Annotated in this window: 6 protein-coding genes; all 6 read right to left on the bottom strand. The window is 61.1% G+C overall.

Annotation, left to right across the window (positions count from 1 at the left end; all coding sequences use genetic code 11):
• Window positions 1–167: 167 nt before the first annotated feature.
• The 6 genes from QMX98_RS29510 to QMX98_RS29535 all read right to left on the bottom strand — a co-directional run bounded on the left by QMX98_RS29510 (window position 168) and on the right by QMX98_RS29535 (window position 7,410).
• The gene (locus tag QMX98_RS29510) at window positions 168–881 is read right to left on the bottom strand and encodes an ABC-type transport auxiliary lipoprotein family protein (protein ID WP_010464228.1); all 714 of its coding nucleotides are present in this window, start codon (window positions 879–881) and stop codon (window positions 168–170) included.
• Window positions 882–1,057: 176 nt separating this feature from the next.
• Window positions 1,058–3,325, bottom strand: coding sequence for a DNA topoisomerase IV subunit A (parC, locus tag QMX98_RS29515; RefSeq protein ID WP_010464231.1), 2,268 nt, complete (start codon window positions 3,323–3,325; stop codon window positions 1,058–1,060).
• 7 nt (window positions 3,326–3,332) lie between these two features.
• Window positions 3,333–3,857 carry a TIGR02281 family clan AA aspartic protease gene (locus tag QMX98_RS29520; RefSeq protein WP_077750229.1) on the bottom strand — a complete coding sequence of 175 codons (525 nt, stop codon included), beginning with the start codon at window positions 3,855–3,857 and terminating at the stop codon, window positions 3,333–3,335.
• Window positions 3,854–4,843 carry an esterase-like activity of phytase family protein gene (locus QMX98_RS29525; RefSeq protein ID WP_282411794.1) on the bottom strand — a complete coding sequence of 330 codons (990 nt, stop codon included), beginning with the start codon at window positions 4,841–4,843 and terminating at the stop codon, window positions 3,854–3,856. Before QMX98_RS29525 ends, QMX98_RS29520 begins: the two co-directional genes overlap by 4 nt.
• Entirely contained in the window at window positions 4,843–6,747 is a 1,905-nt protein-coding gene (gene parE, locus QMX98_RS29530) for a DNA topoisomerase IV subunit B (RefSeq protein ID WP_010464236.1), read from the bottom strand. The genes QMX98_RS29525 and parE overlap by 1 nt, the downstream gene beginning before the upstream one ends.
• 54 nt (window positions 6,748–6,801) lie before the next feature.
• On the bottom strand, window positions 6,802–7,410 hold the full coding sequence (locus QMX98_RS29535; protein WP_282411795.1) for a YqiA/YcfP family alpha/beta fold hydrolase: 609 nt from the start codon (window positions 7,408–7,410) through the stop codon (window positions 6,802–6,804).
• Between the last annotated feature and the right edge of the window lie 759 nt (window positions 7,411–8,169).

Raw genomic sequence — 8,169 nt, forward strand, 5'->3', positions numbered from 1 at the left:
GGCTCGCTCCCACAGGTCCTGCGTCGTTCGCGCGATAGGTGTACGACACAAAACCTGTGGGAGCGAGCCTGCTCGCGAAGAGCTCAGGACAAGCGTCAGATATCTGCACCCTGCAGAAACAACAAAGCCCACATCACTGCGGGCTTTGTTCTTGGATCAATCCAGGCTTAGAACCTGAACACTTCCATATCGGTCCGGATCGGCGAGGCCATCGGGATCTTCGGCTGTTTCTCTTGCTCTGCCGCGGGAGCCACTGGCTTCGGAGCAGGCTTTTTGGGTGCTTCAGCGATCGGCGGTTGATTAGCCAGTGGCTTGAGCGCCACGGACAATTGCTCGGCCAGACGCTGCAGCAACACCCCTTGAGCCTGAACCTGAGCCGCCGTGCCGCCTGCGTGCTGCTCCTGCAGGTGAATGATGCGGTTATCGCGAACCTGGCCACGACGGTCGATCAGGCGCCATTGCGCATCCAGGATCGCCGGTTGCGATTCGCCCGAGTCCAGACGAGTAATCGTCAGCAGCACCTGGACATCCGGCGTGAAGCCGAGGGTCGCAGGCGCCAGCACAACCCGCTGACTGTCCAGATGGCCCGCCACCTGACGCAGCAACAGCTGATCAACGTCCGACGACAGGCTTCCAGCCCAACGACCGTCGGTCGACGCCTGAAGGCTGCCATCCGGCTGTCGCTGCAACAAGGTTTCGCGTTGCAGGTAATCCGCAAGCGTTACCGGGCCGAGCAATACCGCCATGCCGGCGCTTTGCGCAGGCTGAACCGGACTTCCGCTGTCCAGCTGATACAGCGACACCGGCTGGTGAACGCTGCAACCCGCCAGGCCAAGAACGCCAGCGAGCATCAAAATAAAAGGAAGGCGCAGAGCAGTCATCGTCCCATCCAGGTGGTTGCCACAAGGCTAACCACAGTGAAAATACTCAATAAATATGAAGAACGCTCGGCCACGCCGGCGCTTGAAAGGCCATATCATCCGTGAATATGCGTTCCGACTCCAGCGGCAAAGCGTCGATCTACGCGTTAAATCGTAGATCGAGCGCTCTAGGCCGCTTAATTGAGGTTTTCGACGAGCAGCGCATCGACCCGCTGGAAGCCACGTGGCAGTTTGTTACCACGACGACCACGCTCACCTTTGTAGTGTTCGAGGTCGTCCGCTTTCAGCGACAACGTACGTTTTCCGGCCTGAAGCACCAACGTGGCGCCCTCCGGCAGTACGGCGATGTCCGTGACATATTCTTCGCGACTGGCCACACGCTCACCGTTGATCCCGATGATTTTGTTGCCTTTGCCCTTACCTAATTGTGGCAGATCACTGATCTTGAAGATCAGCAGGCGACCTTCGGTGGTCACCGAGGCCAGCCAATTGTTCTCGCGATCGGTCACCGGGCGCGGAAGAATGACCTTCGAGTTGTTCGGCAAGCTCAACAACGCCTTGCCCGCCTTGTTCTTGGCTTGCAGGTCTTCACCCTTGACCACGAAGCCGTATCCGGCATCGGAGGCGATCACGTACAGCGAATCGTCTTCCGGCATCAGCACGCATTCGAAACTCGCCCCTGGCGGCGGCGTCAGACGGCCGGTCAACGGCTCGCCCTGGCCACGGGCCGATGGCAGCGTGTGGGCCGCCACCGAATAACTGCGACCGGTGGAGTCGATAAACACTGCAAACTGGTTGGAGCGGCCCGGTGCCAATGCCTTGAAACCATCCCCGGCCTTGTAGGAAAGCCCGGTGGCGTCGATCTCGTGGCCTTTGGCAGAACGCACCCAGCCTTTTTCCGACAGCACGACAGTCACTTTCTCGTTCGGCAGCAGATCGTGCTCGGTCAGGGCCTTGGCTTCGGTGCGCTCGACGATGGGCGAACGACGGTCGTCGCCGTAGGTTTCGGCGTCCTTGATCAGCTCGGTACGTACCAGCTTTTTCAGCTTGGCTTCGCTGCTCAGCAGGGCTTGCAGCTTGGCCTGTTCCTTGAGCAGCTCATCTTGCTCGGCACGCAGCTTCATCTCTTCCAGTCGCGCCAACTGACGCAAACGGGTGTCGAGAATGTAGTCGGCCTGGATTTCGCTCAGGGCGAACCGTGCGATCAGCGCGGCTTTCGGGTGTTCCTCGGTACGGATGATGTGAATCACTTCATCCAGGTTGAGGTAGGCAATCAACAAACCGTCCAACAGGTGCAGGCGACGCTCGACCTTGTCGAGGCGGAATTGCAGACGACGACGCACGGTCTGAACGCGGAATTCCAGCCATTCCACCAGCAGCGCCCGCAGGTTCTTCAGCTGCGGCTTGCCGTCCAGGCCAATGATATTGATGTTGACCCGGTAGCTCGACTCCAGCTCGGTGCTGGCGAACAGGTGTTGCATCAGCGCATCGTGGTCAAAGTTCTTCCGCGCGCCCGGAATGATCACGATCCGGCACGGGTTCTCGTGGTCGGATTCGTCGCGCAGGTCAGCGATCTGCGGGGCTTTGGACGGTTTGGCCTGCATCATCGCCGCGATCTGCTCCAGCACCTTGGCGCCCGAGACTTGATGCGGCAGCGCGGTGACGATGATGTCGCCGTCTTCGATGTGGTACACGGCGCGCATGCGCACCGACCCCTTGCCGGTTTCGTACATTTTCAGCAGATCGGCACGAGGCGTGATGATTTCCGCTTCGGTCGGGTAATCCGGGCCCTGAATGTGCTCGCAGAGTTGCTCGACCGTGGCTTTGGGTTCATCGAGCAAGCGCACGCAGGCTGTCGCGACTTCGCGCAGGTTGTGCGGCGGTACGTCGGTGGCCATGCCCACGGCGATGCCGGTGGTGCCGTTGAGCAGGATGTTCGGCAAACGCGCCGGCAACACCAACGGCTCGTCGAGTGTACCGTCGAAGTTCGGCCCCCAGTCCGCCGTGCCCTGGCCCAGTTCGCTGAGCAGCACTTCGGAATAACGCGACAGCCGCGCCTCGGTGTAACGCATGGCGGCGAAGGACTTGGGATCATCCGGCGCACCCCAGTTACCCTGGCCGTCGACCAGCGTGTAGCGATAGCTGAACGGCTGGGCCATCAGAACCATGGCTTCGTAGCACGCCGAGTCGCCGTGCGGGTGGAACTTACCGAGCACGTCACCGACGGTACGCGCCGATTTCTTGTGCTTGGAATCGGCGTCCAGCCCCAACTCGCTCATCGCATAGATGATGCGCCGCTGTACCGGTTTCAGGCCGTCGCCGATATGCGGCAAGGCACGGTCCATGATCACGTACATGGAGTAGTTGAGGTAGGCATTTTCGGTGAAGTCAGCCAGTGACCGGCGTTCTACACCGTCCAGGCTGAGATCAAGGGAGTCGCTCATGCGGGCCTCATCGGTTCGTTGTCTGGCGCAGCAGCATGGTGCCACCGCGCTGGGTAAATTCAAGTTTGTTCAGCGCGCTCATACCGAGCAGCACTTGCTTGCCATCCAGGCCTGGCACGACGATGGCGCGCACATCACGCAGCACAATGTCGCCCAGTTGCAGCCGGTCGACGCGGGTTCGATAACCCTCGGTACGACCGTTGGCGGTGCTCAGGGTCACCCCGAAGCCTTGTTCCAGTTTCAGCCGTTCGGCCATTTGCGCCGGGATTGCCACATCGGTTGCCCCGGTATCCAGCATGAAATCCACCGGCTGGCCATTGATCTGGCCGCTGGCGACGAAGTGCCCCTGGGTGTTGCTGGCCAGTTTCACTTCAATAAAACCTTCGCCCTGCTCCGAGCTGACGACCACATTGGGATTTTGCTGCCGATCCTCCCACTGGCCGAAAAACCGCGTCGCCAGGAACAGCGCCGCGCACCAGGCCAGCACCATGAACACCCGACCGGCACGCTTTCCCGGCGTTTGCTGGCTCACGGCTTGGCACTCCAGCCACCTTCAGGCGCGGCGAAGCGCCAAACGACCGGGCGAACCTCGCCATCGGCGCGGGCATCGTTGTTGTTGTCGGTGCCGACCCAGGCACCCTCGGCGTCGACAATCAACGCTTCAGTCAGACCAAACGGATTTTGATAGCGGCGGTGTTCCTGCAAGGCTTCATCGGCAAATGACCAGCAGCGCTCGACCTTGGCCGTCACCGCGTCGCGGCGGCAGATCTGGTAAGCGTTGCGTTCAAGGGTAAACAGCTTGCCGTTGAACAGCGATACATCGGCAAAGTCCCGAGTCACGGCTTTGGCCTGTGGAAACTGTGCCGGCTGCATTTCTTTCCCCGCCTCGCTCAGCAGCACGCAACCACCGTCGCAATCCCACACCGTCTGTTTGCGCTTGATCAGCAACAAGCCACGGCTTTGACGCTCGGCGGCGAGCCACAATTGATCGCCCGCCGGATTGATCGCCAGCCCCTCGAACAGCGCATTGAACTGCAACAGCATGCCACTGGCCCGAGCTTCGCGAACCAGCATCGGCGAGATCTTCAGCCAGGACGACGGCCCAACGGGCGGCACTTGCAGGATCGCGGCATGGGACTCGCTGACGATGTAGCGATTACCCGCGCTGTCGCAAGTGATGCCTTCAAAATCCAGGTCCCCGCCCCGTACAAACGCCGCGACCCAGGCCCGCGAACGCAACCCCCAGGGCAAACCGCTGTCCGGCACCGCCGGCACGCCGATGCCCACGGTTTCGGCCTGCCAGACCGTGTCGCGGGTATCGAGACGGTAGATCTGGTCATCGTCGCGATCGGAGACCGTCCACAAGTCTTTGCCGCACTGGGCCAGCCCCGACAGATTGCCGCCGCGCATGCCGTCGACGGGATGCTCGGACAACAGGCGCAACTGCGGTGCCGGTTCGGAAAGCGCCGAAACGGAGGTCAGAAGTAACGCACACGCCAGGGCAAAGCCAGCCCGCATCAGCCAAGAACCTCGGCGAGGTTGCCTTTGGATTCCAGCCAGGATTTGCGGTCACCGGCGCGTTTCTTCGCCAGCAGCATATCCATCATTTCCGAGGTCGCTTCGAAATCGTCCAGCGTCAACTGCACCAGACGCCGCGTGTTCGGGTCCATGGTGGTTTCGCGCAGTTGCGGCGGGTTCATTTCACCCAGTCCTTTGAATCGGGTGACCTGCGGCTTGCCGCGTTTCTTCTCGGCCACCAGGCGATCGAGAATGCCATCGCGCTCGGCTTCGTCGAGGGCGTAGTAAATCTCTTTGCCCAGGTCGATGCGGTACAGCGGCGGCATCGCGACGTAAACGTGACCGGCATCCACCAGCGGGCGGAAATGCTGGACGAACAAAGCGCAAAGCAAGGTGGCGATGTGCAGGCCGTCGGAGTCGGCGTCGGCGAGAATGCAGATCTTGCCGTAACGCAGCTGGCTCATGTCCGCTGCTCCCGGATCGACACCGATGGCCACGGCGATGTTGTGCACTTCCTGACTGGCCAGCACTTCGCTGCCGTCGACTTCCCAGGTGTTCAGAATCTTGCCGCGCAACGGCAGGATCGCCTGGAATTCCTTGTCCCGCGCTTGTTTGGCCGAACCGCCGGCGGAATCACCTTCCACCAGGAACAGCTCGGAACGCATCGGGTCTTGCCCGGCGCAGTCGGCGAGTTTGCCCGGCAATGCCGGCCCGGCGGTGATGCGCTTGCGCTCGACCTTCTTGCTGGCCTTGAGACGACGGCCGGCGTTGTTGATCGCCAGTTCCGCCAGCAGCATGCCGGTTTCCGGATGAGCGTTGAGCCACAGGCTGAACGCATCCTTGACCACACCGGAAACGAACGCCGCCGCTTCACGGGACGACAGACGTTCCTTGGTCTGGCCGGAGAACTGCGGTTCCTGCATTTTCATCGACAGCACGAACGCAATGCGTTCCCAGACGTCTTCCGGCGCCAGCTTCACACCACGCGGCAACAGGCTGCGGAATTCGCAGAACTCGCGCATCGCATCGAGCAAGCCCTGACGCAGACCGTTGACGTGAGTGCCGCCCTGCGCCGTCGGGATCAGGTTGACGTAGCTTTCCTGCACGCTGTCGCCACCTTCCGGTAACCACAGCAGCGCCCAATCGACCGCTTCCTTGTTACCGGCCAGGCTGCCGCAGAACGGCTCGTCCGGCAGGCGTTCGAATTCACTGACGGCGTCAACCAGGTAGGAGCGCAGGCCGTCTTCGTAATGCCATTCGACTTTCTCGCCGGTGGCCTTGTCTTCAAAACTGACCAGTAGCCCCGGGCACAGAACGGCCTTGGCCTTGAGCACGTGCTTGAGGCGGCTGATGGAGAATTTCGGTGAATCGAAGTACTTCGGGTCCGGGGCGAAGAACACGCTGGTGCCAGTGTTGCGCTTGCCGACGGTGCCGATCACTTCCAGCTCGGTTTTCTTGTAACCGTCGGCGAAAGTCATCTGGTATTCGTTGCCGTCGCGCTTCACGCGCACCCGGACTTCGGTCGACAAAGCGTTGACCACCGAAATACCCACCCCGTGCAGACCGCCGGAGAACTGGTAGTTCTTGTTGGAAAACTTGCCACCCGCATGAAGCTTGGTGAGGATCAGCTCGACGCCCGACACACCTTCTTCCGGGTGAATGTCCACCGGCATGCCACGGCCGTCATCGCTGACTTCCAGGGAGTGATCGGCGTGCAGGATGACCTGCACCGACGTTGCGTGCCCGGCCAAGGCTTCGTCGACGCTGTTGTCGATGACTTCCTGGGCGAGGTGGTTCGGCCGACTGGTGTCGGTGTACATGCCGGGGCGTTTGCGCACCGGGTCGAGGCCCGAGAGGACTTCGATGGCGTCTGCGTTATAAGAGCTAGCGCTGGGAGTGGCCATGGGGTCTCGTCGTCCGCCTGTCAAAAAAGTGTTCTGTGAAAAAGAGACGACGACTCACAGTGCTGTGAAATCGATCGCCTGATACAAATCTGCGCCGATACCGGCAAAACTCAGCATTGCCGGCAGTTGCGCGGCAAAACCCTGGAAACTATGGTCGCCGCCGGCCTGGATGCGCAAGGCACAGGCGCGGTAATACTGCTGGGCGAGGCGATAGTCCAGCGTTTCGTCGCCGGTCTGCAACCACACCTGATACCGCTGCGGATCCTGGGGCGCCAGCACTTCCAGCTCGGCCAGGGCCGTCACGTGGTCGTGGGTCAATTCCCAGGCCTCATCGGTATACAGGTTTTTCTGCGTCCCCAGATACCCGTCAAACATCCGGTGCGGACTGACGGCAGGGTTGATCAACAGGGCCTTGAGGCCATGGCGCTCGGCCAAGTGAGTCGCATAGTAGCCGCCGAGTGAGCTGCCTACCAGCAGTGGCCGCCCAAGCTCTTCAATCGCCTTGTTCAGCTGACCGATGGCTTCGCGCGGGTGGTGATGCAAGGCAGGAACGCGCAACTGATCGCTCAAACCCAGGCGGTCCATCACTTGCACCAACTGCGTGGCCTTTTTTGACGAAGGCGCGCTGTTGAAGCCGTGGATATAAAGGATCGAACCGGACATTTGAGCTCCCTGTGCGTCGGTAAAGAACGCGGAGTTTACAGGGAGTCGGGGGGATCGGGATATGCATGGCGGGCATGGGGGGCTGGGTAGACGCCATTGCGGGCAGTCTTGCTCCTACTGGGGAATGTGGGTATCTGCAAGAGATTGGTCGGCTGTCAGGCCGTCTTCGCGGGCAAGCCTCGCTCCTACAGTGGAATGGGTGTACCTGCAAAGAGATTGGTCGGCTGTCAGGCCGCCTTCGCGGGCAAGCCTCGCTCCTACAGTGGAATGGGTGTACCTGCAAAGAGATTGGTCGGCTGTCAGGCCGTCTTCGCGGGCAAGCCTCGCTCCTACAGTGGAATGGGGGTACCTGTAAAAGAGATTGGTCGGCTGTCAGGCCGCCTTCGCGAGCAGGCTCGCTCCTACAGTGGAATGTGGGTACTTGCAAAAGAGATTGGTCGGCTGCCAGGCCGCCTTCGCGGGCAAGCCTCGCTCCTACAGTGGAATGGGGGTACATGTAAAAGAGATTGGTCGGCTGTCAGGCCGCCTTCGCGAGCAGGCTCGCTCCTACAGTGGAATGTGTGTACCTGCAAGAGATTGGTCGGCTGTCAGGCCGCCTTCGCGGGCAAGCCTCGCTCCTACAAGGGGCTCGGTGTACACGCTTCGCTCTTCACCACTCATCAGGCCGAGCGTTAGCTCGCCTGCAGCTCTTGATCTTGATCTACCCGCCCCTTTCGGGAGGCTGAGTGGAGGTGTTCATCCGGGGAGTGGCGCGCAGCG

It is taken from the genome of Pseudomonas sp. PS02303 (genome assembly GCF_029959925.1).
Classification (GTDB): Bacteria; Pseudomonadota; Gammaproteobacteria; order Pseudomonadales; family Pseudomonadaceae; genus Aquipseudomonas; species Aquipseudomonas mandelii.